26 protein-coding genes and 2 tRNA genes are annotated in these 26,739 nt (G+C 59.3%); 16 read left to right on the plus strand and 12 right to left on the minus strand.

Features of this window, described 5'->3' with window-relative positions; all coding sequences use genetic code 11:
- The 6 genes from trbG to BHQ40_RS26975 form a co-directional block, all read left to right on the plus strand.
- The coding region (trbG, locus tag BHQ40_RS16755; RefSeq protein WP_070156967.1) for a P-type conjugative transfer protein TrbG at positions 1-662 on the plus strand (662 nt) is incomplete at its 5' end.
- Positions 659-1,891 carry a TraB/TrbI/VirB10 family type IV secretion system protein gene (locus tag BHQ40_RS16760; protein ID WP_070156968.1) on the plus strand — a complete coding sequence of 411 codons (1,233 nt, stop codon included), beginning with the start codon at positions 659-661 and terminating at the stop codon, positions 1,889-1,891. The genes trbG and BHQ40_RS16760, both read left to right, overlap by 4 nt.
- Positions 1,892-1,896: 5 nt before the next feature.
- Entirely contained in the window at positions 1,897-2,115 is a 219-nt protein-coding gene (locus tag BHQ40_RS16765) for a DUF2274 domain-containing protein (RefSeq protein ID WP_070156969.1), read from the plus strand.
- Between the two features lie 3 nt (positions 2,116-2,118).
- On the plus strand, positions 2,119-2,367 hold the full coding sequence (locus tag BHQ40_RS16770) for a helix-turn-helix domain-containing protein (RefSeq protein ID WP_070156970.1): 249 nt from the start codon (positions 2,119-2,121) through the stop codon (positions 2,365-2,367).
- A 176-nt stretch (positions 2,368-2,543) separates the two neighbouring features.
- Positions 2,544-2,912, plus strand: a complete 369-nt coding sequence (locus tag BHQ40_RS16775) for a hypothetical protein (RefSeq protein ID WP_070156971.1) — start codon at positions 2,544-2,546, stop codon at positions 2,910-2,912.
- A complete protein-coding gene (locus BHQ40_RS26975; protein WP_070156972.1) occupies positions 2,893-3,078 on the plus strand; it encodes an RNA polymerase sigma factor in 186 nt (61 codons plus the stop codon). Before BHQ40_RS16775 ends, BHQ40_RS26975 begins: the two co-directional genes overlap by 20 nt.
- A 165-nt stretch (positions 3,079-3,243) precedes the next feature.
- Here BHQ40_RS26975 and BHQ40_RS16785 read toward each other — a convergent pair.
- Positions 3,244-3,319, minus strand: a tRNA-Glu gene (locus BHQ40_RS16785).
- A gap of 123 nt (positions 3,320-3,442) precedes the next feature.
- Positions 3,443-5,209 carry a single-stranded-DNA-specific exonuclease RecJ gene (gene recJ, locus BHQ40_RS16790; protein ID WP_070156973.1) on the minus strand — a complete coding sequence of 589 codons (1,767 nt, stop codon included), beginning with the start codon at positions 5,207-5,209 and terminating at the stop codon, positions 3,443-3,445.
- A 134-nt stretch (positions 5,210-5,343) separates the two neighbouring features.
- Between recJ and BHQ40_RS16795 the strand changes: the two genes are divergently transcribed.
- Entirely contained in the window at positions 5,344-6,396 is a 1,053-nt protein-coding gene (locus BHQ40_RS16795) for a sensor domain-containing diguanylate cyclase (RefSeq protein WP_083277001.1), read from the plus strand.
- On the opposite strand, the gene BHQ40_RS26870 is transcribed toward BHQ40_RS16795, so the two are convergent.
- Positions 6,315-6,755 carry a helix-turn-helix domain-containing protein gene (locus tag BHQ40_RS26870; protein ID WP_290438437.1) on the minus strand — a complete coding sequence of 147 codons (441 nt, stop codon included), beginning with the start codon at positions 6,753-6,755 and terminating at the stop codon, positions 6,315-6,317. The genes BHQ40_RS16795 and BHQ40_RS26870 overlap by 82 nt on opposite strands.
- A 144-nt stretch (positions 6,756-6,899) precedes the next feature.
- Here BHQ40_RS26870 and BHQ40_RS26730 point away from each other — a divergent pair, with 144 nt between their 5' ends.
- From BHQ40_RS26730 to BHQ40_RS16810, 4 genes are all read left to right on the plus strand, one after another.
- Positions 6,900-7,067, plus strand: coding sequence for an SDR family oxidoreductase (locus tag BHQ40_RS26730; RefSeq protein ID WP_253183396.1), 168 nt, complete (start codon positions 6,900-6,902; stop codon positions 7,065-7,067).
- A gap of 102 nt (positions 7,068-7,169) precedes the next feature.
- Positions 7,170-8,102 carry an ABC transporter ATP-binding protein gene (locus BHQ40_RS16800; protein ID WP_070156992.1) on the plus strand — a complete coding sequence of 311 codons (933 nt, stop codon included), beginning with the start codon at positions 7,170-7,172 and terminating at the stop codon, positions 8,100-8,102.
- Entirely contained in the window at positions 8,099-8,869 is a 771-nt protein-coding gene (locus tag BHQ40_RS16805) for an ABC transporter permease (RefSeq protein WP_070156974.1), read from the plus strand. Before BHQ40_RS16800 ends, BHQ40_RS16805 begins: the two co-directional genes overlap by 4 nt.
- A gap of 281 nt (positions 8,870-9,150) precedes the next feature.
- Positions 9,151-10,587 (plus strand): hypothetical protein, encoded by a 1,437-nt coding sequence (locus BHQ40_RS16810; protein WP_171905884.1) that lies wholly within the window; start codon positions 9,151-9,153, stop codon positions 10,585-10,587.
- A gap of 41 nt (positions 10,588-10,628) precedes the next feature.
- On the opposite strand, the gene BHQ40_RS26980 is transcribed toward BHQ40_RS16810, so the two are convergent.
- The 4 genes from BHQ40_RS26980 to BHQ40_RS16820 all read right to left on the minus strand — a co-directional run bounded on the left by BHQ40_RS26980 (position 10,629) and on the right by BHQ40_RS16820 (position 13,376).
- A complete protein-coding gene (locus BHQ40_RS26980; protein ID WP_139139341.1) occupies positions 10,629-10,766 on the minus strand; it encodes a DUF2200 family protein in 138 nt (45 codons plus the stop codon).
- Between the two features lie 145 nt (positions 10,767-10,911).
- The gene (locus tag BHQ40_RS16815; protein ID WP_070156976.1) at positions 10,912-12,951 is read right to left on the minus strand and encodes a GumC family protein; all 2,040 of its coding nucleotides are present in this window, start codon (positions 12,949-12,951) and stop codon (positions 10,912-10,914) included.
- A 162-nt stretch (positions 12,952-13,113) separates the two neighbouring features.
- Positions 13,114-13,260 (minus strand): hypothetical protein, encoded by a 147-nt coding sequence (locus BHQ40_RS26260; RefSeq protein ID WP_171905885.1) that lies wholly within the window; start codon positions 13,258-13,260, stop codon positions 13,114-13,116.
- A gap of 42 nt (positions 13,261-13,302) precedes the next feature.
- Positions 13,303-13,376, minus strand: a tRNA-Cys gene (locus BHQ40_RS16820).
- A 185-nt stretch (positions 13,377-13,561) separates the two neighbouring features.
- Between BHQ40_RS16820 and BHQ40_RS16825 the strand changes: the two genes are divergently transcribed.
- From BHQ40_RS16825 to BHQ40_RS16845, 5 genes are all read left to right on the plus strand, one after another.
- On the plus strand, positions 13,562-14,206 hold the full coding sequence (locus tag BHQ40_RS16825; RefSeq protein WP_070156977.1) for a protein-L-isoaspartate O-methyltransferase family protein: 645 nt from the start codon (positions 13,562-13,564) through the stop codon (positions 14,204-14,206).
- Between the two features lie 11 nt (positions 14,207-14,217).
- Positions 14,218-15,666: a TolC family outer membrane protein gene (locus tag BHQ40_RS16830; RefSeq protein WP_070156978.1), complete on the plus strand. Its 1,449-nt coding sequence runs from the start codon at positions 14,218-14,220 to the stop codon at positions 15,664-15,666.
- Positions 15,667-15,717: 51 nt separating this feature from the next.
- Positions 15,718-16,497 carry a DUF2497 domain-containing protein gene (locus BHQ40_RS26985; RefSeq protein WP_354321426.1) on the plus strand — a complete coding sequence of 260 codons (780 nt, stop codon included), beginning with the start codon at positions 15,718-15,720 and terminating at the stop codon, positions 16,495-16,497.
- 179 nt (positions 16,498-16,676) lie between these two features.
- Entirely contained in the window at positions 16,677-19,301 is a 2,625-nt protein-coding gene (locus BHQ40_RS16840) for a valine--tRNA ligase (protein ID WP_070156979.1), read from the plus strand.
- Positions 19,302-19,332: 31 nt separating this feature from the next.
- Positions 19,333-20,787 carry an MATE family efflux transporter gene (locus BHQ40_RS16845; RefSeq protein ID WP_083276998.1) on the plus strand — a complete coding sequence of 485 codons (1,455 nt, stop codon included), beginning with the start codon at positions 19,333-19,335 and terminating at the stop codon, positions 20,785-20,787.
- A 4-nt stretch (positions 20,788-20,791) separates the two neighbouring features.
- Here BHQ40_RS16845 and BHQ40_RS16850 read toward each other — a convergent pair whose 3' ends face one another.
- From BHQ40_RS16850 to BHQ40_RS16870, 5 genes are all read right to left on the minus strand, one after another.
- Entirely contained in the window at positions 20,792-22,453 is a 1,662-nt protein-coding gene (locus BHQ40_RS16850; RefSeq protein WP_070156980.1) for an ATP-binding protein, read from the minus strand.
- 105 nt (positions 22,454-22,558) lie between these two features.
- Positions 22,559-23,311, minus strand: a complete 753-nt coding sequence (locus BHQ40_RS16855; RefSeq protein ID WP_070156981.1) for a TIGR02186 family protein — start codon at positions 23,309-23,311, stop codon at positions 22,559-22,561.
- Between the two features lie 2 nt (positions 23,312-23,313).
- Complete coding sequence (locus BHQ40_RS16860) at positions 23,314-24,228, minus strand: sulfite exporter TauE/SafE family protein (RefSeq protein WP_070156982.1); 915 nt, start codon at positions 24,226-24,228, stop codon at positions 23,314-23,316.
- Positions 24,229-24,310: 82 nt separating this feature from the next.
- On the minus strand, positions 24,311-25,285 hold the full coding sequence (locus tag BHQ40_RS25270) for a hypothetical protein (RefSeq protein ID WP_139139342.1): 975 nt from the start codon (positions 25,283-25,285) through the stop codon (positions 24,311-24,313).
- Positions 25,286-25,350: 65 nt separating this feature from the next.
- Positions 25,351-26,730: a glycosyl transferase family protein gene (locus BHQ40_RS16870; RefSeq protein WP_070156996.1), complete on the minus strand. Its 1,380-nt coding sequence runs from the start codon at positions 26,728-26,730 to the stop codon at positions 25,351-25,353.
- Positions 26,731-26,739 lie beyond the last annotated feature (9 nt).

Genomic DNA, 26,739 nt, shown 5'->3' on the forward strand with positions numbered 1-26,739 from the left:
GGTACAAGTCCACCCTCTATCATGTCATCACCGCGCCCGAACGGGTGACGGACATCGCCCTGCAGCCGGGCGAGACCCTGGTGTCGGTCGCCAGCGGTGATACCGCGCGCTGGGTCATCGGCGACACGACCAGCGGATCGGGAGCGGAGAGGCGCACGCATATATTGGCGAAGCCCTTCTCAAGCGGGCTGTCGACGAACCTCGTCGTCGCGACCGATCGTCGAACCTATCATTTGACTCTCAGCAGCACCGGGAAAACGGCCATGGCGGCTTTGTCCTGGACCTATCCGCAAGACGCTTTGCTAGCCTTGAAGCGGGCGGCCGCTGAGACTGCCGCTGGGCAACCGGTAGCAACCGGTATCGCAGTCGACGACCTGCACTTCAATTATGTTCTGACGGGCGACCGGCCAGCATGGCGGCCGCTTCGCGCCTTCGACGATGGCCGTCAGACCTTTGTCGAGTTCCCGGCAACCCTCGCTGTCGGCGAAGCGCCGCCCATCTTCCTGCTCGATACCAAGGGCGAGGCTCAGCTTGTCAACTACCGGGTCAAGGGCCGCTTCTATATTGTCGACCGGATTTTCGATGTCGCTGAACTGCGGCTTGGTACGAAGCGCCAGCAGGTCGTGCGGATCAGAAGGGTGTGGGAGGGGAAGGGCCTATGACCGCCGACACCGAAATCCTGCCGGCTGAGGAAGCGGGAGCACCGCCAAAGAAGGCTGATCCTGAAACTCTTGCGCTCCGGGCGCAGCCTGCTCGGGCTATTCGCTTCAATAAGAAGGCTATCATCGGCTTGGCCGCCGCCGGATCCGTCGGTCTGGCTGGCGTGGGCGCGATGGCTTTTTGGCGCGCCTCTGATCATCGCAGCACCCGGGACGAGAATCCGTCCACTGCCGCCAAGGCGCCTGCTGATGCCATAAGCGGTTTACCCGCAACTTATGGCGATGCGCCCAAGCTTGGCCCCCCGTTGCCGGGCGATCTTGGCCGGCCGATCCTGGAGCACCAACGAGCCATGGCGCGGGAAGGGCGAGAGGGCGGCTTGGCGCCAAACGAACAGGTAAGCCGAGAAGCCCAAGCGGCACTGAACGAACAGGACCGTCGGGAGGCGGAACTCAAGGCTGCCCGTGAATCGGGTTTGATGGCGCAAACCGGGGCGAGGACCTCGATACCCTTTTATAATGAGGCGACGCAGGCGTTGCCTGCTGCCGATGACGGCACACAAATCGCGCTGGATGCGGACCGCGATCCAAACGCCCAGCAGCGCAAGGCCGACTTCATGGCGGCAACCGTCAAGGGTGGGGATATAAACCCGCACCAGATGAAGTCCGCATCGTCGCCAAACATGCTGTTCGCAGGGAGCGTGATTTCGGCGAGCCTTATCACCGGACTGCGCTCCGATCTGCCGGGTCTGGTCACCGCGCAGGTGACCGAGCGTGTGTATGACAGCGCCACGGGAACCATCCTCTTGGTGCCGCAGGGCGCTCGCCTCATCGGCACCTATGACAGCGTCATTGCGTTCGGGCAGAGCCGGGCGCTGATCGTCTGGCAGCGGATCATCTTCCCCGATGGGCGTTCGCTGCAGCTTGACAACGTCCCGGCTACGGACACTTCTGGCTATACTGGGCTCGCTGACAAGGTCGATTTTCACACCTGGTCGCTGCTTAAGGGCGTTGCCATCTCCACTATGCTGAGCGTGGGAGCAAATCTGACCTTTTCAGGCGAGGGCGATCTTGTTCAAGCGATCCGGGAATCGACGCAGCAGAATGTGTCGCGTGCCGGCGATCAGATCATATCGCGCAATCTTGGCGTTCAACCCACGATCACGATCCGGCCAGGGGCGCCAGTTCGGCTAATTGTGCACCGCGATCTCTTGCTAGCCCCATGGAAGGAGTAAGCCCCATGCCTGACATCAAATTAGCCCGTATTCCGGACCGGACGCCGGTTAAACTCACCCTCTCGATCACGCCAGATTTGAACCAGGCACTTCATGATTATGCCGCTCTCTATGCAGTCACATATGGCCGTCAGGAACATATGGTGGACCTCGTTCCAGCTATGCTCCGCTCGTTTTTGGACAGCGATAAGGCCTTCATTCGCTATCGCCAGGCGGGAAACTGAGCCATGGGCAAGCACTTGAAAGCTCGAAAAAAGCAGAACAAGCGTCCGCGATTTGCGGATGCATCCTTAATAAGCGTCAGGATCGCGGACGCTGTCAAAATCACCGGAATAAGCCGGACCAAGCTCTATAGCTTGATCAACGATGGCTCCATTCCATCCTCAAAGGTCGGGAGAGCAACACTGCTAATGGTCGATGATCTGCGGGCTTACGTAAACGCCTCGCAGCGCACAGGCATCGGAAAACTCGACTGAATTTCCTGATCGGGGGTCTCCTAGGCAGTTGAAGTGCCTTCAATTGAAGTTTTAGCGGCTTGGCAGTCGCCTAAAAATCTCTCTTTCTAAGTGAACCGGTGACGCGGAAGCGGTAGATCCCTCAATCTACGGTTCTGTTGCTCCAGGATGGTTCCAGCAGAATGGGGGTCAACAGAATGCGCGACACCGAATTGGCCGAAGCCTTTCTTTCGAATGCCTATGGCTTCCTTAAGGCTGATCTGGCCTCGCTCGCGATATCGCTTGAGCTTGGCTTGAAATCTTACCTTCTCCATCGCGGCTACGCCGATGAATGGAATTCCCATCACATTCGCCACGATTTGCGCATGGCGTACGATATTGCTGTCGAAGAAGAGTTTGGCGGCGTCACGCCAGCCCTGGAGGCGTTGATCGATGCCTTCAGCCCAATTTACAGCGAGCTTCATCTGGATCGCTGTTTGCTGGCCGCTGAAGCCCCGCTGATCATGATAGCCAGAGAAGCCACGTGCTCGATGCTGGACGAAATCAGTGCCGCTATCCATCAATGAGGCACTTGCGGCGCTGCCGCAGCCACAACGCGTCATATTCCTTCTGCATGCCTGGCATGGCTTGTCTTATGATCACATCGCGTTTTGCCTCAAACTCGAAGTCTACCAAGTCGAGCAATCGCTAGCCGGTGCGCTGCGCGCTTTGAGCACCATTATCGATTCGTAAGCTCTCGGACGATTCTCACCTTGCCGATTGGCCATCGGCTGAAGCCATAAACCTATCCCTTAAAATCGGCAAATATGTCCCGACGAGTACGGCTGCGTGCCATTCCGTTTATTGATGATTTATTGATGACGAAGCTGAAATTGACTTCTAAGTCATTGATTGCGTTGGTGACCCCTACGGGAATCGAACCCGTGTTTCAGCCGTGAAAGGGCCGCGTCCTAGACCGCTAGACGAAGGGGCCACGGTAGCAGTTTGGACTGCATTGCCGGAGGCGAGGGCGGCATTAGGGGCTTGGGCCAAGGCGGTCAACCCCCGACACGCCATGAAATGATGTTAGGCCATCGTCATTGGTAACCGCCCCTATTTAATTGATCCAGGCCGCGTCCTCCAGATGTAGTTCCGCCGCTGGCCGGGCGCCCCAATCATCGATTTTGGCGCGTCCCGCGACCCACAGCCGCCGGTCAGGCCCTGCGCCCAGCAATGCTTGACCCAGCGGCGTTTCTGACTGGCGGAAAGCAATGGCCTTGATTGATCGGCCATCATCGCCCGACAGGATGACCCGGACATGGCCATTACCCACAATGTCCGCTTTGATGATCCGCATTGGGCCGGCTGCGATGCGCGGCGCGGGCCAGCCAGTGCCATAGGGACCGCCTTCGTCGATGGCGTGGACGAAATCGGGGTTGATCCCGCCTGGGTTCAGCACTGCGTCGATCAGCAGCGCGCGGCCTTCGGTGGCTCTCGCAACGTCAGACGCCAACCGTTCGTCGAGAAAATCGGCAAGAGCGTCCACCTTGTCTGCGGCGACCGTCAGTCCTGCAGCCATGCTATGGCCGCCACCCACCGTCAGAAGTCCGCTCTCCTTGGCGGCGAGCACCGCTGCGCCAAGATCGACGCCTGTAACCGAGCGGCCAGACCCTTTGCCTATGCCATCAGAATCGAGAGCGATGACGATGGCTGGGCGGCCGAGTTTTTCTTTCATGCGCCCGGCGACGATGCCAATGACGCCGGGATGCCAGCCTTTACCGGCGATTACCGCCACGGCTCGGTTATGCTGGGCGGCGGACAGGGCCTCTGCGTCCGCCTGCACCTGCCCCTCGATCGCGCGCCGCTCCTCATTCAGCCGGTCAAGCTCCTCGGCGATCTCACGCGCTTCGCCGGGATCTTCCGTGGTCAGCAGGCGGACGCCGAGGTCGGACTTCCCTACGCGCCCGCCAGCATTTATTCTTGGTCCCAGAGCGAAACCAAGATCGTGGCATAGGGGCGCGCGATTGAGACGGCTTGCCTCTATCAGCGCGGACAAGCCAATATTGCGCCGCTGCGCCATCACCTTCAGTCCCTGCGCCACGAAAGCGCGGTTGAGGCCGCGAAGCTGCGCCACGTCCGCCACCGTGCCCAGCGCCACGAGATCGAGCAAGTCGATCAGCCGCGGCTCCGGGCGACTGTTGAACCATCCCCGTTGCCTCAATGTCCGGATGAGCGCCGCGCCCAATAGAAAAGCCACGCCTACAGCCGCCAGATGACCATGTGCTGCGCCTTCGTTGCTTTCGTCGAGGCGATTTGGATTGACCAGCGCATAGGCGGAGGGAAGGGTTGCCGCGCATTTGTGATGATCGACGACCACCACATCCAGCCCGGCGGTATGCGCCATTTCCAGCGCCTCGAAAGCCTGCGCGCCGCAATCCACCGTCACGACCAGCGTCGATCCTTCAGAAGCGAGCCTGACCAGCGCCTCGCCCGACGGGCCATAACCCTCCATCAGGCGATCGGGGATGTAGCTGCGTGCTGAAAGCCCCAGTTCGCGAAGGAGTCTGATCAGCAGTGCCGCGCTTGTTGCGCCATCGACATCATAGTCTCCAAAGATGGTGACGGTCTCGCCCGCCTTCACTGCATCTGCGATCCGCTCGGCAGCGCGATCCATGTCCTGGAAAATGGCGGGATCGGGCATGAACGACCGAATGGTAGGGCTTCGGTACTGGTCGATCGCGTCCCTGGGGCAGCCACGGGCCAGCAGCAATTGGGTGATCAAGTCGTCGGGCTGGAAACCGGGATCGCGCCCGTCGGCCCCGCCGCCCCGCCAGTGCCAGGGCTGCCCAAGGATGGACCGTGCGACGTTCAATATGGGGGTCATCGTTTCTCGTTAGCGGGTTTCTGCGCGGCAGGGAATCACCGCATTTTTTGCGAAGGGTAACGCGCCATTTACCTGCGCCGTGCAACATGGCTGTCACGTTATTCAACCCGGACAAGCCAACGCTTCGAACGAAGATGTCTCATCCCGTCTACCCTATCAAACGCCGGACGAGGCCCAAGAATATCCTTTCCCGGACATTGCCGGATTCCGGGCCGCTTGCCCCTACCGGTAAAGGCAAGGCGACTGATAATCTTATACGCCGTTTAGCTCAGGCCGCCGCGGTTGCGCAGGAGGATGCCCGCGTCGCGCGTGAGGCGCTCGCCGACGCGCAGCGCCGGTTTGACGTCACTTTCTCTCAGGCGCCCGTGGGTATTGCGCATGTCAGGCCGGATGGCGGCTTCCTTACCGTCAATGACCAGTTCGCACGAATCACCGGATATAGCCGGGAGGAATTGCTGAAGGACGGCTTTCAGAAAATAACGCACCCCGACGACATCGACGCCGACCTCATCCATTTCCGCCGGCTCCTCAAGGGCGATATCGACCGCTATGTGATGGAGAAGCGTTATCTTCGTCCGGATGGCAGCGTGGTATGGGTCAACCTGACCGTCGCGCTGGTGCGTGATGCAGCGGGCGAACCTGACTTCTGCGTTTCCGTGATTGAGGATCTATCGGAAATTCGCAAGGCGCATGCCGATGCGATGCGCGATCCACTCACCGGTCTTCTTAATCGCCGGGGCTTTGTTGAGCGAGTAAGTCGCGAGATTGCGCGCGCGTCCAAGGCAGGGAGATCGCTCGGCACGGCTTATCTCGACTTGGACGGGTTCAAGCGAATCAACGATGTTCAGGGGCATCCGGTGGGCGATGCCTGTCTAATTGAAGTCGCGCGACTGTTGGAAACTACGATCCGTCCGGGTGATGTGGTGGCGCGCCTTGGCGGCGATGAATTTGCCATTCTTATGCCCAGTCTTGGAACGGATCATGCACGGGCGGCAGTCGAGCGCATCCGGGCGGCCCTGGTTGATCTGGGTAAGCTTAAAGAATGGCCTGTCACTGGTAGCTTGGGCGTTCTTACGCTTATGCCGACCAACGATACAACGCCGGATCAGTTGATCGCCGGGGCCGACGCAGCGATGTTCCGGGCAAAGCGCGGCGGCAAGAATTGCGTGCGCATGACCGCCGCCTGACGGGTGACAAGCCTCAGATCGCCATGGGCATATCCGGGGTTCGCGCGCAGCCTACTCATGTCGCGCATCGGCGGTGCACCGAATGTGCGGCTATATTCCCGGCTGAACTGGGAAGGGCTGTCATAGCCCACTCGGAATCCGGCGTCCGCTGCGTCGATATGACCAGAGAGCATCAGCCAGCGGGCCTCCTGCAGCCGGAGCTGCATCTGATATTGCAACGGGCTCTTTGCACTCATCGCCTTGAAATGCTGGTGAAAGCTGCTCAGGCTCATTCCGGCCTGTCCTGCGAGGTGAGTGGCGCTGAACGGCGTATTGAAATGCTCTTTCAGCCAGCCGATGACCCGTCCGATCTGTTCCAACGGGACCGGATGATCGACGTCATATCAAGGGCGTCCTTTACGGCATTGCTGCCGCCCTGCCGCGCATGAAGGCGCAAGGCGCCGGTCAGTTCGTGAACCTGTCGTCCATAGGCGGCCATCTCGCCTGGCGTTGTGGAATCAGAGATGGCGGATACGATCACTGATGGTGGCGCTGCAGCCGCGATGGTTGATTATCGCGCTATCGCCATCAAGCCGGACGCTATCGCCCGCTCTATCGCCTTTGCCATTGGCCAGCCCGCCGATGTCGATGTGAATGAGTTGATCGTGCGGCCGACACGCACGGTTGATTGATGTCGCATCCGGCAACAGGGCAGGGCGATCGACGTTCCTTGCCCTGTTGCAATGCCGTGGCGCAATCCTACCTTTGCGTTTCAGCGACAGGGGGTACGCCGCGTGGCATCCATCATAACAGTGTCAGGTCTTACAAAAAGCTACGCATCTGGGCACGTCGCCCTCAAGCATGTCGATCTGGAGATAGAGGAGGGGGAGATATTCGCCCTGCTCGGCCCCAATGGCGCGGGCAAGACAACGATGATCTCCATCATCTGCGGCAATGTAAATCTCAGCGGCGGCACGGTGACGGTTGCAGGCCATGACATCGTGCATGACTATCGGGGATCGCGCTCCGCGATTGGCCTGGTGCCTCAGGAATTATTCACCGACGCATTTGAGCGGGTGATCGATACCGTCACTTTCAGCCGTGGCCTGTTCGGCAAGCCACGCAACGATGCCTTCATCGAGAAAGTGCTGCGTGACCTGTCTCTTTGGGACAAGCGGCATTCGAAGATATTGGAGCTTTCCGGCGGTATGAAACGCCGTGTAATGATCGCCAAAGCCCTGTCCCACGAGCCGCGCGTCCTCTTCCTCGACGAGCCGACTGCTGGCGTCGATGTCGAGCTGCGGCGTGACATGTGGCAACTGGTCCGCGAACTTCGGGAGACAGGCGTCACCATCATCCTCACCACCCACTATATCGAGGAGGCGGAGGAGATGGCTGATCGGGTCGGCGTTATCAACAAAGGGGAATTGATTCTGGTCGAGGAAAAAACGGCCCTGATGAAGAAGCTGGGCAAAAAGACCCTGACTATCGTTCTTGCCGACCCCCTCGATACGGTTCCCGCTGAACTGGCCGGATGGGACGTCACGCTGAAAGCGGACGGGCAGGAGATTGAATATATTTTCGACACGCAGGCGGAAAGAACCGGCGTCTCCTCCCTGCTGCGCACGCTCGGAGACCTGGGCATTGCCTACAAGGATCTCAATACGCAGCAGAGTAGCCTGGAGGACATCTTCGTAAGCCTCGTGCATCGGGAGAAAGCGGCATGAGCGGCCTTAACCTCCACGCGATCAAATCGATCTACTTCTTTGAACTCAACCGCTTTCGCCGGACCTTACTGACCGGCCTGATGGTCCCTGTCATTACCACTTCACTCTATTTCGTGGTGTTCGGCGGCGCGATTGGATCGCGCATGACACAGATCGACGGCATCCCTTATGCCGCCTTCATCGTGCCCGGCATGATTATGCTGGCCATGTTTACGGAAAGCATCTTTAATGCCAGTTTCGGCATCTACATGCCCAAATTCACAGGCACGATATACGAACTGCTTTCCGCTCCCGTCTCGGCCGTGGAAACGGTTATCGCCTATGTCGGCGCGGCGGCGACCAAGTCTCTGATCGTTGGATTCATTATCTTCGCAACTGCGCATCTGTTTGTGGATGTCCAGGTGGCCCATCCGCTGGCGATGGTCGCCTTCATGGTGCTGATCGCGATCAGCTTCTGCCTTTTCGGTTTCATCCTCGGCATCTGGGCGCAGAGCTTCGAACAGCTTCAGGTCATCCCCCTGCTTGTTATTATGCCAATGACTTTTCTGGGCGGCGCCTTCTATTCCATCCACATGCTGGCCGAGCCTTGGCGGACGATCACATTATTCAACCCGATCGTCTATTTGATCAGCGGGTTCCGCTGGACCTTCTTCGGCAGAGGCGATGTCGGGATCGAATTCAGCTTACTGTTCATTGCTGGCATGCTGACGATCTGCCTGGGAATAATTGGCTGGATGTTCCGCACAGGATACCGGCTGAAAAAATAGGGATCGCTTTCCCTTCTATTTCTCCTGCGTAATTATTCGTTGCGGCATTGATTCAGATTATGAATCAATGGGATATTTCAGTGCTTTCTGCCTTCGCGGGCGCGAAAAACATTGATTGCGGCCGGGAACTGATTTCTTTCTCGCGCATCCTGTCTGCAGGTGGCGCGTAGTTGCGCTCTCTTGCCTGACATCTGGTGTGAGGGGACCGTTCAACAGTGCCGGATCGAAAACCATCGGGGGGCCGTGCCCCTGACCATAATCCGCGCTGGACCGATGAAGCTATGTTGCGGGACAGGCTGGCGGAGCTTTCTTCACCACCCTCTTGCGCCATTCTGGATTTTGATGAGACCCTCTGGTTACGCAATTCGACCGAGGAATTTCTCCACGCCGTCCGGCCCAACATTATCGCAGCTATCGTGCTGCAGATATTGGGGCAGTTGAAGCCATGGCGTCTGATCTCCCGCCAACACCCGGAATATTATCGTGACTGGATACGGATAGCTGCCGTTCTGGTCCTCGCGCCATGGAGCTACTTCACTTGGCGGCGGGTGGCGGCACGGATGGGGCCGCAATATGTAAACACGGTCCTGTTGAAGGCGATACGCGATGCCCGTCCCGGCAAGATATTCGTCGCCAGCTATGGCTTCGGCTTCATCATCCGGCCGCTGCTCAAGGCCATAGACCGGGACATGGAATTGGTCGCATCCGCTTCGCTACGCCGGGGTGCGGCTCTGCGGCGTATGGGCAAGGGTAGGGCGCTGACCAGCCTGCTTGGTGCAGATATGGTGAAGAACAGCATCGTTGTGACCGACAATTTCGTCGACCGCGACCTTTGTATGCTTAGTGACCATGGAATCTACATACAATGGCGCGATGCCGTATACAGGCAGGCGGGCCTCTCGCCCATGCTTCCGCTCAGCTACACGGCGCGCATAAAACGTCCCACGGAGCGCTACGTGCTGCACGGTATATTGGGATATGATTATGCGGTGTTGTGGCTGGCCTACGCGCTGCTTAGCTCCTCCATGATCGCGACTTCCATCGCCATCGGCTTTTATTTGCTCGCGTTCTTCGCTGTGTATGAGATCGGCTATTATGAAAATGACCGCGTTGGCCTGGCGCGAGAAAAAAAGCCCGTTGTCAGCGCGGAGTTTGCTGAGCTTGGCCACAATTTCAAACCGGCATGGGCATGGATTTTCGGCATCGTTCTGGCCGCGATCGGTGCTGCCGTACAGACATTCGGCCAGCCTGCAGTTACGACCCGCATAGGCGATCTCAGCGGGGTCAACCTGTTCGCCTGGTATTGGTTCATGGCGATGACGTTGCTTGTCGCGACCCGTCTGACTTTTATGTGGTTCAATTCTCTGACGCCGCGCCTGCGGATCGTCCCAATGCTGATTCTTCAGGTGGAGCGGACGCTTGGCTATGTGTTGATGCTGGCCATCGACGTGGCTGGCGCGGTATTGTGCGTTAGCCACGCGATAGGCCGCTGGGTTCCCTATGTGATTTATCGTTTCGGGGGCGACCGCCGTGATTTCCCGGCGCATATCGCCACCCTTGTCGTGTTCATGGTCTGCCTGCCGATGGTTGCGATCATTGACCGGTTGCCCATCACCAGTAATTTCACGATCGAATTTTTCGTGATTACGGCCTATCTGGTCGCACGCGCGGCCAAGGATCTGCAGAAATACCGACGAACCATGAAAGCAGCGGCCTAATAGGGCCTAGCCCGCACTAATGGCGTGGACATTGGCGGCTGTCAGTGATGGACCGCCGATAGCGCACTGGTCCTGCTCGATATAATATCTTGGACCTCCGTTTTCGACCGTTCCTTCTTCTCCGCCTTGACGACATGGCGTGGATAGACACTCGCAATGCTGACCGCTTTGTCGCGCATTCTCCCAGAGTGTCTAGGAAAAGTCTGGCTCCTGGCTATCTATGCCGACCTGGGAGCCAATGCACATCGAGTGGTGGGTATCGATCAGTCCGCTGCCATGACTAAATGGAGGAAGGCTGCGTACCTCCCTCCATCCGTCCCCCCATTAGGCCGTATGGTAGTAGTTCGAATATTTCTTTGAATGATGGTAGGCGCCGATCGCCTTCGCCTTTGGATCGACCCGCGTGTAGACGACGCCAATCAGGTTTGCTCCATCCGCCCGCAACCATGTCAACGCTTCGCTGACCGCGGGGGCGAGCGTAGATGCCCAGCGGACCACAAGCACCGTGGCGTCGGCCTGTTGGCTCAGAAAGCGCGCATCAGCGACGCCCAGCATCGGCGGCAGATCCAGCACGATGAACTGATAGGTCTTACGGAATTGCTCGAGCAGCGCTTCCATCTTGCCATTGCCGAAATAGTTGGTCCCGCTGAAATCCGGAGCGCGCATCAGGATCATGTCCAGACCCTCAATGTCATCGGTCGTGATGGCGTGAACAGGGTTTGCCTTTCCGGTAAGCACGTCGGTCAGGCCAGGCTTGCGATCAGCCGAAACCAGGTAGCGGAGCGAGGCGCGGCGCACGTCGCAGTCAATCAGCAGCGTCTTGGCTCCGCCGATCGCCAGGACGCGGGCGAAGGACAGGGCGGTCGTCGTCTTTCCTTCTTCCGGCACGGCAGAGGTCAGGGCAATGACGCGGCATGGCTCGGCGGGACAGGCGGCCTCTACGGACACCTGCAGATTGCGGAGCGACTCCGCGAACATGGATGCCGGGTAACGGATCAAGCTGTCGGCGGGCGACCGGTCGCTGCCATATTCGCTTTCCTCCAGATTGGGAACGGAGGTCAGCAGCGCTACGCCAGACATTCCCTCTATGTCGCCTACACTTCGAAAATTCGGCTTTATCGATCGCAGCATCTCTGTGCTCAGAAACCCCGCGCCGGCCCCCGCCATGCCTGCGAGCAGCAGGAGCAGGCCCTTTTGCGGCCATGCGGCCTCCGCAGGTGGTTCTGCAATATCTACGACTTCGGCATGAGCGATCGAGTCCCGCGCAAGCTGCGTGCTCTCCAGGGAAAGCTGCGCCAGCCGATCATAGGCCGCCCGTTTGCTCTCCGCTTCCCGTAAAAGGCTCTCTGCCACAGGAGAGTTGCGGGTATAATTGGCCTGCTTTCCTTCCAGATTACGCATGGCGGAGCGAAGGCTGGATGCCTGCGCATCAGCGGAACTTGCCTGCGCCGTCAATGTGCTGAGCGCTCGTTGCGCCTCATCCCTGATTTGCGCGTCGATAGCCGCCAGTTGTTTGCGGACCATTACCGTTTCGGGGTGATTTTCACCGCTGCGGCCGACAATTTCGTTCATCCGTTCGACGATTTCGGCGCGCTGGCGGCGGAGGTCCGCCGTAACCTGAGATGCGCCGGCGGCCGACACAGCGTCCAGTCCGCCGCTCGTGGCTTCATTGCGGGCCGCCGTCAGGTTAGAGCGCGCCGCCGCTGCCGCTGCTTCCGCTGTCGCCAACTCGGTTGACAGCGGAGCAAGCTGCTCGTTGCTCACCGATCCGTCGGCGCCCATGCCGAGCCCCGACCGGGAGCGGTAGGTGGAAAGGCGCGCGTCGGCTGCCCGAACCTCTGCTTCCAGCTCAACGAGGCGTTGTTTGAACCATGCGGACTGACGTCCCGATGTCCGCATCAACGATCCGACGCGGGCATCAAGATAAACCTGAGCAATCATGTTCACGATCTTCGCGGACTTCACCGGATCGCGGGAGCGGAACGTGGCCTCCAAAATATAGCTGGTGCTTTCGCGCTGCACCGTAAGGCGGTGGACGATGCGCTCGGCAACCGCGTTGATCAGGGCAGGGTCCGATGTCTGCCGCAACTGATCGCGGCTCGAAACCAGCTCCAGAAATTCCGGATCTGCCTGAAGGCGCAACCGCCTGACCGTTTCCCTGGCGACGTCTTGAGACCGTAATATGCTGATTTCCGTATCCATTGCCGGATCGCCAAGTTCGGGACCGCGGCCATTCTGCTCAACGGCAAGGGGATTGCGGCTTGGATCGATCTGTATCCGCGTGGTGGCGTCATATTTCGGTGTAATCACGAAGAAGATGAGGGCGGCAAGGATCACGAAGACGCCAAGCGCCACAGAAATCATCAGGGGGAAATTTCTTCCTGACCGAAAGAAGGACGTAGGTTGGTTTCCAGGGCCGGAACTTGCTGTTGAACTCGGATACAGCATACCTTCCCTTTCTTGATGAAGGGGTACAGCTTACCTACCCCCGTTTTCACTCGCGGAAACTTTCCAGCAAAGAGAACATCAAATATCGGTCATGTCTATTTCGGGAATCGCAGACGGAACGACTGTATCAAAATGGTGCACAGGGCGCAGTTCATCGCAAAATTGCTTGAAAATGCCAGTTCTTGGAGCGCCACATGATTGCAGCGCGGCAATTTCCGCCATCACGCGGCGCAAATCCGATAACGGCGCCTGACATTGATATGAAGTTGGAGGCCCGAGCCGGAATCGAACCGGCGTGCAAGGATTTGCAGTCCTCTGCGTAACCACTCCGCCATCGGGCCATCCGTGGTCGGGGTGTGGCCAATGTGCGGCTTTGGCCCCAAAGTCAAGCGGCGGCCGGGGCACAGCCCGCAAGTTTATCGCATCCGCAGCGCAATCCCGCTTGGCGCGCGCGCGCATGTGATTTAGACGACCAGAAGATGATTTACTGTATTGTATTGGCAATACAGTTGTGCCAAGCGGGAACATGATGGCTACGGAACAGACATATTCGTCCATGCGCAGCGCGATGGTGGACAGCCAACTTCGCACCAGCGACGTCAATGATGCGGGTGTTATCGCGGCAATGGCCGCTGTGCCGCGGGAAGCCTTCCTGCCGGAGGAACGCCAATCCATGGCCTATATCGACCGGCCGGTCCGGCTTGGCGGAGGCAGGGCGCTGAATCCGCCACTTGCAACGGGCAGGTTGTTGACGGAGGCTGGCGTGAAGGCGGGCGACAAAGTGCTGTTGATCGGCGCGGCGACGGGATATGCGGCGGCCCTTCTTCAGAAGATCGGTGCCGTGGTGACGGCGGTTGAGGAAGACCCAGCGCTCGCCGCAAAGGCAACATCGGCCGGTATCGCAATTACTATTGCGCCACTTTCGGCCGGTTCGCCGGATGGCGCGCCCTATGACATCATTGTTGTGGATGGCGCGGTGGAGGAGTTACCCGCGGCGCTCGTTGGACAGCTTGCGGAAGGGGGACGGCTGGTTACCGGTCTGGTCGAACGTGGCGTCACCCGGCTGTGCGCGGGGCGCAAGAGCGGGTCAGCATTCGGGCTGGCGAGTCTGGTCGACATGGAGATGGTGGTCCTGCCCGGTTTCGCAAAGCCGGAAGGGTTCGTGTTCTAAAGGTAAATGGAATGACCGTGCGACGCCTTCTTTCCGCTTCGGTGGCTCTATTCGCGTTGGCGGCCCCCGTTTCTGCTTATGCGGGCACTTTGAGGGAAGCCCTGCTCAAGGCCTATCAGACTAACCCGACATTGACTGGCGCGCGGGCTGGGCAGCGGGCGACTGACGAGAATGTTCCCATTCAGAAGTCCGCGGGCCGGCCCAATATCGTGATCGGTGGCGATTATAACGAAGCTATTCTGCGTTCAAACAGCTTTCAGGCGAGACGGAGCGTCTCTGCAGACGGCACGGTGAGTGTCCCCGTCTATTCCGGCGGCGCAGTAAGAAACGGCGTGAAGGCGGCCAAGCGGCGCGTGGAGGCGGGGCAGGCGAACTTGCGTGGCACGGAAGCGTCCATGTTTAGCCAGGTCGTCGCTGCCTATATGGATGTCATCCGTGACAGCGCCATCGTGTCCTTGAACAAATCCAATGTGCGGGCGCTGGACGTCAATCTGCAGGCGACCAATGATCGCTTCGAGGTGGGTGATCTCACCCGTACCGACATCGCGCAGTCCGAGTCGCGACTCGCGCTCGCCCGCAGCGACCTGCAACAGGCCGAGGCGAATCTGATCGCCAGCCGTGAAAATTACATCGCGCTCGTCGGCGAAGCGCCTGTGGATCTGGAAACGCCACCTGCCTTGCCGGGACTGCCCGCGTCGCCGGATGCCGCAGTGTCGGTCGCGCTAACCGACAACCCGGATATTCTTGCCGCAAAGAAGGACAGGGAGGCTGCGCTGTACGATGTCCGCGTTTCGCGCGCGAGCCGGCTTCCGACGCTGTCCGCTTTCGCCCAGGGCAGCTATTCCGACAATCTCGGATCGCTTCCTAACGCCATTCCGGGGGTAGTGAATCAATCCGTGCATCAGGCGGCCGTTGGTGCAAGCCTTTCAATCCCTCTTTACCAGGGAGGGCGGCCCAGCGCGTTGATTCGGCAAAGCCAAGCTCTTGAATCGCAAGCGATAGAACGAGAAATTGCGGTTGAGCGGGGTGTTATCGCCCAAGCGCGCGCGGCCTATGCGAGTTGGCAGGCTTCCTTGCAGACGATAGAATCGAGCCGGAAGGCGGTGGACGCGACCGCACTCTCACTGGAGGGTGTGCGTGCAGAGAATACTGTCGGAAGCCGCACCATTTTGGATATTCTTAATGCAGAGCAGGAAGCGCTGATTTCGAAGGTTGAACTGGTCTCGGCGGAGCGTAACGCTTATGTCGCCGGCTTTACCCTATTGGCCGCGATGGGCCATGCGGAAGCCGAGGATTTGGCCCTTGAAGGAGGGGCGCTTTACGACCCGATGGTTAATTATAACCGGGTCAAAAACAAGCTTAGCGATTGGGATGCAGACCCCCGGCCACAGCCCGTATCCACACGAACCGTTGACTCGCCCGCCCAAAATGCCAATGTTGATGCTGCGGGTGCGCAGTAGCGCATAAGGGGACTGGTTAACATTATGGGTGACATGAGCAAGGAACCTTCGATGGAGGAGATCCTGTCCTCCATCAAGCGCATCATCGCGGAGGAGGGCGAGGAGTCCACGCCTCGTGGTCCGCGTCGCGGCCGGCTTGAGGTTGTTCCAACCGAAGCTGAGGCCGTGGAGGCGGAAGTTCTGGATGATGACATCCTGGAACTGACGCCACCGGATGAGGTTCACGCGGAAGCGCCCACCGAAATTGAGGCGGAAGCCGAAGCGCCTGTCGAGGAAATTGCTGAACAGGCCGAACCCGAATCAGTGGTTGACGCATTCGAGCAATCTGACGCGGTGATTGAGCTGGAAGCTCCAATGGCTGAAGAGCCGGCGCTCGTCGAGGAGGCTGTCGATCCAGTAGAGGAAATCGCCGCGGCTGATTCGATCGAAGTGCAGCCGGATGATGCTGAACCGGAAGCTTTTGAAATAGCCGATGCTCCAGAGGAGCCGGTCGCCGAAATCGTCGAGCCGGAAACCGCAGCCCCTGCGGCCGAAGTCCTCGAACTCACCCAAGAGATTAATAGGGAGGAAACTGTGACCTCATCCAATGCCGCCCTGTCGGGTGCAGAATCCATGATATCGGTCGAGAGCGAAGTTGCAGCGCGTCACTCGCTGTCGGCGCTTTCCTCGATGATTGTTGTGCCGGAAAGCGGCGAAGGCAATACGCTCGAAGATATGGTCAAGGCCATGCTCAAGCCGATGCTGAAGGAATGGCTGGATGCCAAGCTCCCCGAACTGGTGGAGGGCATGGTGGCCAAGGAAATCAGCCGTATCACCGGCGGCGTTCGTTAAGGAATATTGGGCGGGACGTCAGCCCCGCACCCTTCCTGCGAAATCCCATGACTATTCGGCCCGCTATGGGCTTTCGGCGCCGCCGCATATATTGCGGGGCGTCGAAATCATTTCCGGCGATGTCACGCTTTGGCATTCCCGGTTGATCCCGTCTCCGTACCCGCTAAAGCCCCCCTATCATGACAGAATTGCCCAAAACCTTCGCCCCTGCAGAGATTGAAAACCGGTGGTATGCCCATTGGGAGCAGAATGGCCTGTTCCGCCCGGAACGGCCGCACGCGCAGCCTTTCACGATCGTCAATCCTCCCCCCAACGTCACCGGATCGCTGCATATCGGCCATGCGCTGGACAATACGTTGCAGGATATCATCGTCCGTTATGAGCGTCTGCGGGGCAAGGATGCCTTATGGGTGGTCGGCACTGACCATGCCGGCATCGCGACGCAAATGGTGGTCGAGCGGCAGCTTAATGCGCAGCAGCAAAAGCGCACTGATTTCACCCGCGAGGAATTCATTGCCAAGGTGTGGGAATGGAAGACCGAAAGCGGCGGCGCCATTACACGCCAGTTGCGGCGGCTGGGCTGTTCGATGGACTGGGCCAACGAACGCTTCACGATGGACGAAGGCTTCTCGAAGGCCGTCATCAAGGTGTTCGTGGAACTGCACAGGCGGGGCCTGCTCTATCGCGACAAGCGGCTGGTGAACTGGGATCCGGGCCTGCGCACGGCGATTTCCGATCTTGAAGTGGAAACGCGGGAGATCAACGGCAAATTTTGGCACTTCAGCTATCCGCTGGAGGATAGATCGGGAATTATCTCGGTCGCTACGACGCGGCCGGAGACGATGCTGGCCGACATGGCTGTTGCAGTGAATCCGGAAGATGCGCGTTATACAGCGCTGATCGGCAAGAAGGTGCGTCTCCCGATCACAGGCCGCCTGATCCCGATCGTCGCGGACGAACATGCTGACCCGGAATTGGGTTCTGGCGCAGTGAAGATCACGCCGGGGCATGATTTCAACGACTTCGAAGTCGGCAAGCGAGCGGGCTTCAAGGCGGCGGACATGCTCAACATGCTGGATGCCGATGCGAAGGTCGTTCAGGTTGCCGATGGCCTTATCCCGGATGCGTATCTCGGCCTTGATCGGTTCGATGCGCGCAAGCAGGTGGTCGCGGCGATCGAAGCCGCAGGCTTGCTTGAGAAAGTCGAAGACCGCGTTATCCAGACGCCTTATGGCGACCGGTCTGGCGTTGTCATAGAACCTTGGCTCACTGACCAATGGTATGTCGATGCCGAGACCCTGGCAAAGCCAGCGATCGAGGCGGTCAAGTCCGGCAAGATCGACGTTGTGCCAAAGACTTGGGAAAAGACATATTTCAACTGGATGGAGAATATCCAGCCCTGGTGCGTGTCGCGTCAGCTTTGGTGGGGCCATCAGATTCCGGCCTGGTATGATGAGGACGGCAAAGCCTATGTGGCCGAGGATGAGGCCGGAGCGCAGGCGCTTGCCGGGAATAAGCCGCTGGTGCGCGACAATGACGTGCTCGACACATGGTTTTCTTCTGCGCTCTGGCCGTTCGGAACGCTCGGATGGCCGGATGATAGCCCCATGGTCGCCCGCCACTATCCCAATGACCTGCTGATATCGGGATTTGATATCTTGTTCTTCTGGGATGCGCGCATGGCGATGCAAGGCATCGAGTTCATGGGTGATGTCCCATGGCGCAAGCTTTACCTGCATGGGTTGGTCCGCGCTGCCGACGGACAAAAAATGTCCAAGTCGAAGGGTAATGTGGTCGATCCACTTGGCCTGATCGACCAATATGGCGCGGACGCATTGCGCTTCTTCATGGCGGCCATGGAAAGCCAGGGCCGCGACGTGAAGATGGATGAGAAGCGCGTCGAGGGATATCGCAACTTTGCAACGAAGTTGTGGAATGCCGGACGTTTCCTCCAGTCCAATGGAATTGGGGCTTCCTCCACCTTGGACGCTCCGTCCGCGGAACTGGCGGTGAACCGGTGGATCATAGCGGAGACGGTGGCGACCGCGCAGGCGATTGAACTGGCCTTTGCCGATCTCCGCTTCGACGCGGCAGCGAATGCGATCTATCATTTCGTCTGGGATCAGTTTTGCGATTGGTATCTGGAACTGATCAAGGTGCAGATTGACGACGAAACCAGGTCGGTCGCGGGCTGGGCTTTCGATCAGATATTGGTGATGCTGCACCCCTTCATGCCGTTTATCACCGAAGAACTCTGGCACGCGATGGGCGATCGGCAGGCTGACCTGATCGTCTCTCATTGGCCGCAGGCTGATGCCCGGTCGCTGGACAAAGCCGCCAGCGAGGAGATTGAATGGCTGATCCGTCTTATATCGGCGATCCGCGCAGCACGGACGGAACTAAATATTCCGCCTGGCGCCAAGATGCGCGCTTTCGTTCGTGACGCGAGCGAGGGCAGCAAGGCGCGTCTTGGCCGGCAGCAGGCAGCGCTTGCCCGGCTTGCCCGCATAGAAAGCCTGTCTTTCGAGCCTGTGTCCGAGGCTGGAGCCGCTCAGGTTGTGGTGGAGGAAGCGACGTTCATCCTCCCGCTTGAGGGGGTGATCGATCTGGCGGCGGAGAAGGCGCGACTGACCAAGGCCAAAGAAGCTGCGGAGAAGGAGCGGGACACGCTTGCGGCCCGTCTTGCCAACGCAAGCTTCGTCGAACGTGCCAAGCCGGAGGCGGTCGCAAAGGCGCGTGAGGATCATGCGGAAAAGGCCGCGGAGGCCGAACGGTTGGGGGTTGCGCTGGCGCGGCTGGGCTAAGGGCGCGCTGGACCAGAGGAGAGGGTAGGCAATGAGCGGCATGGGCGGATCATCCAGGCCCGACCTGACCGTGGGGCCGATCGGCAAAACATTGCTGATGTTCACGGTCCCAACCTTGGCGTCCAATATCCTGCAATCGCTCAACGGATCGATCAATGCCGTGTGGGTGGGCCGTTTTCTGGGCGAAAATGCGCTGGCGGCTACTGCGAATGCGAACATCATCATGTTCCTGATGTTCTCGATCATTTTCGGTTTCGGCATGGCGGCGACGGTGTTGATCGGTCAGGCCGTGGGTGCGCGCGATATAGATTCCGCCAGGCGCGCATTCGGTTCGGCGGTCGGTTTTTGCTTCTGTCTATCGATGATCGTGGCGATTGGAGGGTGGATTGGCGCGCCCGCGCTGTTAAAAATCCTCGCGACGCCTGCGCCCGCTTATCCGTTGGCCCTTGACTATATCCGGGTCATCTTCGTTGCCATGCCCGCGACATTCCTGGGCGTCATGATGATGATGGGGCTGCGCGGCGCCGGTGACTCCGTCACGCCATTGCGCTTCATGATACTCAGCGTACTGCTGGACGCTGGTCTCAATCCTCTGTTCATTCTCGGTCTTGGTCCCATTCCTGCAATGGGCATCGCGGGGTCCGCCGCTGCGACAGCCTTCGCCGGCTTTGTCAGCTTCATTGCGCTGGTATTCTACATGTATCGCAAGGACCTGCCGCTTCGCCTGCGTGGTCCGGAACTGGCCTATCTCCGCCCGGAGTTGGCGCAATTGAAGGTGCTTGCGGGTAAAGGTCTACCCATGGGGCTACAGATGATCGTCATGTCGGCATCCGGCCTCGTGATGATCGGCCTGGTCAATCGTGAGGGATTGCTGATCACGGCGGCTTATGGCGCCGCTCAGCAATTATGGACCTATCTTCAGATGCCGGCCATGGCCATCGGCGCGGGCGTGAGCGCGATGGCTGCGCAGAATATCGGTGCAGGACGATGGGATCGCGTAAGCCGCATTACTGGAAGCGGGCTGTTGTTCAATCTCGTGATCACGGGCGGCATGATCATCATTCTGCTGCTTTTTGATCGCCCTGCGCTTGCGCTGTTTCTGGGAGGGCACAGTCCGGCGATCGACGCAGCGCGCCACATGCAATATCTGGCAAGCTGGAGTTTCCTGCTGTTCGGCATGACGATGGTTTTGTTTGGCACGATGCGGGCCAATGGCGTAGTCGTCGGCCCGCTGATCATCCTGCTGATCGCGCTATATCCGGTTCGTCTCGGCTTTTATCACTGGATGTACCCAATGATTGGCGCGGACGCGCTGTGGATCAGTTTTCCGGTCGGGTCATTGATCTCATTCGCTCTGGCGGGCGCACTCTATATGCATGGCGGGTGGAGGAAAGTCAGGCTGGTCACACCGCCGCACGAGGAGGAATGCCGGGAAACCCTGAACGCGGATGCAGAACCGGCGGGCCGGATGAGCCCGACCGGCTAAGCCTTTACCGTCCCTGGTTGCGCCACCGCGTGATTGTGCGTTCCAGAATATCTGGCTCGTTGCCTATCTGTTGCCACAGGTCGCCGAAGCTCAGATCGTTCGATGCCGGACGCCTATGTTCTTCCAGATTGTCCAGAGCGACGCGGATCGGGATCGACACGCCTTCGCCGCAGATGATGCATTCCCGGTTTCGAAGCGCGGGGATGGATTCCACGAACCCCCTCGACCCTTCCGGCATCGCGGCGCTGACGAATGCGCGGTCGCGATCGTTATTCAAACGCATGGAGATGATCGTGCCGCATTGCGACAGCACACCTTCGGCCAAATCCGACGGCCGTTGTGTGATCAGGCCCAACGAAACGCCATATTTACGGCCTTCCTTGGCGATGCGCTCCAGGATTTTGCGTACGGCCTGACCGCTGCCCGTGGTGGTCGCCGGGATATAACGGTGCGCTTCCTCGCACACCAGCAGGATCGGCCGTTGCGGTTCATCCCGCGCCCAGATGGCATAGTCAAATACAAGGCGTGCAAGCACCGACACCACCACCGAAGTAATGTCGGAGGGCATGGCGGACACGTCGATGATGGAGATCGGCTTGCCCTCTGCGGGCAGACGGAAAATCTTGGTCAGGAACGCCTGCATGCTGTCCGCTACCAACATGCCGGAAAACATGAAGGAATAACGCGGGTCGGCCTTGATCTCGTCGATCTTTGACTTCAGGCGCATATAGGGAAGCGTTCCGGTTCCCTTGTCCAGTTTCCCCATTTCATTGCTGAGGATCGTGGTCAGGTCGGAAAGCAGATAGGGGATCGGCGAATCGACGGTGAGCCGGGCCATGCCCTCAGCCAGGCGATTGCGTGCGCGGGCGGCCAGCAGGCATTTGGCGAGAATGTCGCGATCCTGCGTTTTTTCCGCGCCCTCGGATGTGACGAAAACCTCGCAATGCTCCTCAAAATTCATCAGCCAATAGGGCAGGGCGAGATTGGTGGCGTCGTGGATGGCGCCATTATTCCTGAAAGATGCAGCATATTCGCCGTGCGGATCGACCATAACGATATGGCCCTGGGGCGACTGGTCGCAGATGCGGTGGAGGATCAAAGCCGCCGATGTGGATTTGCCGGTGCCGGTTGAACCCAGAAGCGCGAAATGCTTGCCCAACAGGGCATCCACATACAATGCAGCACGGGTATCCTTGGTGGGATATACGGTGCCAATCTGGACATGCGCCCGATCGTCGGCCGCATAAATCTGCCGCATATCGGCGCTCGACACAGGAAAGATTTCCGTGTTCGGCGTGGGATAGCGGGTTACGCCACGACGGAAGCGGTAGATTTTGCCGGTCAGGCGCTCCTCATCCCCTTCGCCCAAAAAGTCGATATCGGCAATGATCGTGCCGGGGTCTCTGCGGTCGAGCGTCATGGAGCGGATGTTCGCGACAAGCCAAACCGCGCCGACCCGCATCTTCACTTGGCTGCCGACCTGACCCGCCATTGCGATGCAGGGATCGGGATCATGGGCGAAATTCGCCAGCCTGCCCGCATCAATCAGAATCTGTGAACTGGACCCGGCAATCTGGAAGACCCAGCCCATCGCCTCTCCCAATACGGGATGTGTCTGCACGTTATGCGCCTGAGCGAACTGCGTCGCGGCTGGGATGTCGTTCATACGGCACTCGATCAAGTCGAAGCCGGCAAAGCCGCCGACGGACCAGCCCGGATTAAAGGCGACTGGTTAACATTGAATTGATCGCCTTCCATCGAACGCCGGGTCTTAAATCCTGCGCGCAACCGCTCCTGCCGCCCACCCAAGACCCACAGCAAGGGCCACTGCGGTCAGGCCATAAAGGAATGACCAGTTCTGTGCGGCCAGGGCGATGAATCTTTCAAAGCCCGATTTGCGGATTGTTACGTCACGCACCGCCGCGGCTACTACGCGCCCATCCTGCACCAAAAAGGTCTCGGCGGTATAGTCGCCCACGATGACGCGCGCGGACAGAGGCAGGCGGGCGCGATACAGGACGCCGTCAGTGATCTCCACTGTTCCTGGCCGCTCGACGAACAAGCCGGTTTTTCGCCGCAGATCGACCAGGCCGGTCTGAAACCGTTGGATCTCGTCGCTGTCATTCAAGGAAGCGGGAGAGAGCTGAAGCTTGTCAACGCCAAGCTCGTAAATGGCGGCAGTGCGTTCATCGACGATCCGGTCTATCGGCCGGGAAGACGCCATCGCATAGAAGCTGGGGGCGGAACGGAATTGAGCGCTGTCCGCATTGACCCATATACCGGCAACCTTCTGCTTTTCGCGCATCGTGATCGATTGATCCGGCCCTTTCAGAACAACAACGATATCGGCTGGCTTTTGCGGCGCCTTGCCATCGGGATATACGATCGCGCCGAACAGCAGCAATTCCGCGCCGGTGAAGCTGTATTGGATTTCCACTTCGCGCTGGGAAACGTCCGGAACCAGCATCGGCGCACGAGCGGCCAGCATGAGAGGCGCAAATGCGAACATTAGGAGGCGCGCCATCTTCACTGGATCTGCACCGTATATATCTCGTCCGGCCGATAGCCGAGGCCGAGCGCCATACGAATGGCCACGACCAGCACGATGAAGGCCAATATCATGCGCAGATATTCAGGCCGGACTGTCATGGAGATGCGCGCACCGACCTGTGCGCCGACCACGCTGCCGATAAGGAGGAGCAGGGCAAGGACAAGGTCCACGGCCTTTGTCGTCATGCTGTGCATCATGGTCGTGGCGATCGTCACGAACAGGATTTGAAACAGGGAGGTGCCGACGACAACCTGCGTGGTCATGCCCAGAAGGTAGAGCATGGCTGGAACCATGATAAATCCACCGCCGACGCCCAGCAGCATCGTCAGTATGCCGGTCGTCACGCCTAGCAGAAACGGCGCGAGCGGCGAAATGTAGAGGCCCGAACGATAGAAACGCCAGCGCATCGGAAGGGCGGCAATAAGCGGATGATGACGGCGCTTCTTTGCCGTCGGCCGGACGCCGCTGCGCAGAGCGACGATGGATTGTATGGATTCTTTTGCCATCAGCATGCCGATAGAACCCAGCATCAGGACATACAGGATCGCAATGGCGGTATCGATTTGTCCGAGCGTTTGGAGAAGCCGGAAAAGGGCGGTGCCAATCAGCGCGCCGACGATGCCGCCCACCACCATGACTATGCCCATGTCGATATCGACGGTTTTGCGGGACAGATGCGTGAAGACGCCAGAGACGCTGGCTCCTGTGACCTGTGACGCAGCAGATGCCGCTGCGACGGTCGGAGGAATGCCGTAGAAGATCAGCAGCGGCGTTGTGAGGAACCCTCCACCCACACCGAACATGCCCGACAGCAAACCGACCACGCCGCCCAGCCCGATAATGACGAAGGCGTTCACCGACAGATTCGCAATGGGCAGGTAGAGATCCATGCCAAACGGGCCTAGTCCCAAAGCGCGGCGATATAAAGGCATCAGTCGCGCTAATATGGGAGCCTTCGCGCTCCTATATGATTTAGAAGCCGGCGACCAGCGTTACCGCAGGACCCGAACCAGGTTGTGCCCGCCCCGTTATCCGCTGGCGCCATTCAGCAGCCATGCGCGATTGAATCCTGCCGTTGGAAAAGCGCATCTGGATCTGCGGTCCGATGTCGAAGCGCGTCAGATTAGGTTGTGCGCCGCCGGAAGTGCTCATGCCCAGCGCAATTTTGTCGTCGATGACATATGTGCGGAGCGAGAATTTACCGTCGGCGAAGGCATCCCGATTGCGGAAACCGACAATGCCACCCTGTGCATAGCCTTCCGCTTCCAGGCCGAAGGGCATGGTGGCGGGGCCAAATCCGGTCGATGCGACGATGGCGAATGCATCGCGCGCTCCCATACCCAGTGCGACGCGCCGCTCGACACCGATGTCGAAAGGAAATGACCTGACCGGGCGGTAGCCGATGCCGAAGGCTGCTTCTGGCGCCGCGGGATGCGCCAGGGCGCTGGTGATGCGAGCATAGGGCGCCACGCGGCTCCTGCTGCCCGGAGTCAGATCATACTGAACGCGGACTCCTGCCTGGGAGCTGCCCAACTGACCATAGCTGGCCAGATTGAAGTGGGAGCTTCCATTCCGAATGAGCATCCAAGCGTCGAGAGACCAGCGGCTAATCGTATTGGACAGGGTGTTTGCAGGGCGCGTTCCGGACACAGGCTCAGGAAATAATGTAGCTTCCGATGATGACGCTGCATATTGGTGGCCTTCCATCGCTACTGGAGCGCCGGTAGCTGCCGGCGTCTTGGACGTGGTGTCATCCGTATCCAGGATGGGCGTCCGGAGGATTTTACCCGGCGTTGCCGCAAATCGCACGGATTTCAGTTCGACTGCCTGGCGTTGATCTTCGAAGGATGATCCCGCCGGAATGGCGAAGGTGAGCCGGCCATATAAGGGCTGTTCCGCCGCCCATGCCGAGGGTTGGCTGGCCGCCCAGGGGCCGGCTATCGCCATGCGGCAACCCGTCCAGCCAAGCAACAGTAGCGTCAAGGCGCGGAGAGGACGTCCGCCCGTCACCGTCAATAATATCCCAGTCGATCGGCGGGGAAGCGATGCTGCGTCTTGTCCCAGACCAGGGGTTGTCCGCGCAACATGCCGATATAAATCCGCACCGCCCGCGCTGCCGCGAGAATGGCGATAAAATTCGCGAAGATTGTGCGGGGTATCGATCTCAGCCCTTGCTCGACGCCGTAGAAACGGATGACGAACAGGGCGCGCATGGCAACCCGCCACGCCATCAGCACTCCGTTAAACCAAAGCAAATCCACCAACAAAGGCGATACCGGCCTGGCGCTGTAAAGCCCCAACCACCCCGCGGCAGTAAGAAATATCCACAGGATGAATGCCAAATAGGCCGCGAATAATATCAGCGCCGCCAGTGCGGACCGCCGGTCGCGCAAGCGCATCCAGAGTTCAGGAATGCCGCCCTTCCAGCCCAGCCTGTCCCATCCCGACAGGGAGATGCCGATCATCCATCGCGCCTTCTGATGAATGGCGGCCGACAGCGTTTCCGGGAAATGTTCGCGCGTACAGACTGGTTTCCTGCGGTTGTCGAGCATTCGGACGAAAATGCCGCGCCCGCCATTTTCTGCAATGCGCAGCCCGATTTCATAATCTTCGGTCAGCGAGGCGGGGTCGAATGGAAACCCGTCTTGCGCCTTGGCCAGTTTTGCCAGCGCTTTTCGGGAAAAGGCGCAACCTACGCCGGCGGAGGGCACTGCAGCGCCTATCGCCTCCCGAACCGTCAGATATTTGCCGTGAGATTCAGCAAACTCGTCACAATAATGCCCGGCAATCCATTGGGATTGCTGGCTGACAAGGGGCAGCACGGGCAATTGAACCAGATCGAACCTGTCCGTCAGCCTATCCAGAACGCGCAGGGAGTCATGATGTACGACATCCTCCGCGTCATGCAGGACGATCGCCTTGAACTGTTGCCCGCGATGGCTTTCCTGCTCCAGCATCGCGCGCCAGAGAGCGTTGAGGCAATCCGCCTTGGTTGTCGGCCCGTCGGTCCGCGTGACGGCGGTAATTATCCTGGGATCCTGAGAGGCTTCAGAAACCGCTGTCGATGTGGCGGGGTCGTTGGGATAGACGCCGACGAAAATGCAGTAATTGCCCTGACCCCATCTTCGCAGCGATGTGCGGAGCATGGGGCCGATGACATCGGCTTCCTGCCATGCGGGAATAAAGACAGCGAGACCGCCGGGCACTGTCGGCAGCGGGATGCGCGTGGCGTTCATTGGCCGGTGCCGGGTGTAAACAGTCAGACGTCGCCATCCATGACGCACGAAAAACAGCATATCGACGATCAGGTCGTCAATTCCGCCTAGAGCTACCCCGACCGCAGCGAACAGCATGATCTCATGCTGCGCCGCAGATAGGATTCCCAAAAGGATCGAGTCCCA

Origin of the sequence: Sphingobium phenoxybenzoativorans (assembly GCF_001757355.1) — a bacterium.
In the GTDB taxonomy this organism is placed as follows: Bacteria; Pseudomonadota; Alphaproteobacteria; order Sphingomonadales; family Sphingomonadaceae; genus Sphingobium; species Sphingobium phenoxybenzoativorans.

What these genes read in the sequence shown, in the direction of transcription:
- BHQ40_RS16760 (WP_070156968.1), top strand. Translation starts at nt 659, where the DNA reads ATGACCGCCGACACCGAAATCCTGCCGGCTGAGGAAGCGGGAGCACCG.
- BHQ40_RS16765 (WP_070156969.1), top strand. Translation starts at nt 1,897, where the DNA reads ATGCCTGACATCAAATTAGCCCGTATTCCGGACCGGACGCCGGTTAAA.
- BHQ40_RS16770 (WP_070156970.1), top strand. Translation starts at nt 2,119, where the DNA reads ATGGGCAAGCACTTGAAAGCTCGAAAAAAGCAGAACAAGCGTCCGCGA.
- BHQ40_RS16775 (WP_070156971.1), top strand. Translation starts at nt 2,544, where the DNA reads ATGCGCGACACCGAATTGGCCGAAGCCTTTCTTTCGAATGCCTATGGC.
- recJ (WP_070156973.1), bottom strand. Translation starts at nt 5,209, where the DNA reads ATGACCCCCATATTGAACGTCGCACGGTCCATCCTTGGGCAGCCCTGG.
- BHQ40_RS16795 (WP_083277001.1), top strand. Translation starts at nt 5,344, where the DNA reads ATGTCTCATCCCGTCTACCCTATCAAACGCCGGACGAGGCCCAAGAAT.
- BHQ40_RS26730 (WP_253183396.1), top strand. Translation starts at nt 6,900, where the DNA reads ATGGCGGATACGATCACTGATGGTGGCGCTGCAGCCGCGATGGTTGAT.
- BHQ40_RS16805 (WP_070156974.1), top strand. Translation starts at nt 8,099, where the DNA reads ATGAGCGGCCTTAACCTCCACGCGATCAAATCGATCTACTTCTTTGAA.
- BHQ40_RS16810 (WP_171905884.1), top strand. Translation starts at nt 9,151, where the DNA reads ATGTTGCGGGACAGGCTGGCGGAGCTTTCTTCACCACCCTCTTGCGCC.
- BHQ40_RS26980 (WP_139139341.1), bottom strand. Translation starts at nt 10,766, where the DNA reads ATGCGCGACAAAGCGGTCAGCATTGCGAGTGTCTATCCACGCCATGTC.
- BHQ40_RS16815 (WP_070156976.1), bottom strand. Translation starts at nt 12,951, where the DNA reads ATGATTTCTGTGGCGCTTGGCGTCTTCGTGATCCTTGCCGCCCTCATC.
- BHQ40_RS16825 (WP_070156977.1), top strand. Translation starts at nt 13,562, where the DNA reads ATGATGGCTACGGAACAGACATATTCGTCCATGCGCAGCGCGATGGTG.
- BHQ40_RS16830 (WP_070156978.1), top strand. Translation starts at nt 14,218, where the DNA reads ATGACCGTGCGACGCCTTCTTTCCGCTTCGGTGGCTCTATTCGCGTTG.
- BHQ40_RS26985 (WP_354321426.1), top strand. Translation starts at nt 15,718, where the DNA reads ATGGAGGAGATCCTGTCCTCCATCAAGCGCATCATCGCGGAGGAGGGC.
- BHQ40_RS16840 (WP_070156979.1), top strand. Translation starts at nt 16,677, where the DNA reads ATGACAGAATTGCCCAAAACCTTCGCCCCTGCAGAGATTGAAAACCGG.
- BHQ40_RS16845 (WP_083276998.1), top strand. Translation starts at nt 19,333, where the DNA reads ATGAGCGGCATGGGCGGATCATCCAGGCCCGACCTGACCGTGGGGCCG.
- BHQ40_RS16850 (WP_070156980.1), bottom strand. Translation starts at nt 22,453, where the DNA reads ATGAACGACATCCCAGCCGCGACGCAGTTCGCTCAGGCGCATAACGTG.
- BHQ40_RS16855 (WP_070156981.1), bottom strand. Translation starts at nt 23,311, where the DNA reads ATGGCGCGCCTCCTAATGTTCGCATTTGCGCCTCTCATGCTGGCCGCT.
- BHQ40_RS16860 (WP_070156982.1), bottom strand. Translation starts at nt 24,228, where the DNA reads ATGGATCTCTACCTGCCCATTGCGAATCTGTCGGTGAACGCCTTCGTC.
- BHQ40_RS25270 (WP_139139342.1), bottom strand. Translation starts at nt 25,285, where the DNA reads ATGGCGATAGCCGGCCCCTGGGCGGCCAGCCAACCCTCGGCATGGGCG.